This is a genomic window from Faecalibacterium sp. DFI.5.82 (assembly GCF_029076575.1).
In the GTDB taxonomy this organism is placed as follows: domain Bacteria; phylum Bacillota; class Clostridia; order Oscillospirales; family Ruminococcaceae; genus Faecalibacterium; species Faecalibacterium duncaniae.
Genome location: NZ_JARFIS010000237.1, coordinates 1 through 334, shown reverse-complemented (window position 1 = coordinate 334; position 334 = coordinate 1). Strand labels below are relative to the sequence as shown.

General features: G+C 62.9%; 1 pseudogene. It reads left to right on the top strand.

Features of this window, described 5'->3' with window-relative positions:
• A pseudogene (locus P0G09_RS16400) lies at positions 1 to 334 on the top strand (site-specific integrase); the annotation flags it as partial.

The window sequence follows — 334 nt, the reverse complement described above, 5'->3', positions numbered from 1 at the left end:
GCAGTCCACCTGACGCTGGTGGGTTCGCTACGGGAAGGGGAGGTGGCAGGTCTGACCCCGGAGGACATCGACTTTGATGCCGCCAACGGCATGGGCACCTTCACCGTCAACCGTTCCATGCAGCGGGAGCAGAAGGACACGCTGGCACAGGTGGACAAGGGCTGCATCCTCCGCATCTTCCCGGACAAGCTGGAGGGCAGCAAGACCTCCCTCATCCTGAAGGACACCAAGACCGAGGCCTCCTGCCGCACCAACTTTATGACCGCCGCCCTGCGGGAGGAGCTGAAGCAGTGGCTGGAACGGCTGAAAAGGGAAGAAGCCCTTGACCCGGAGA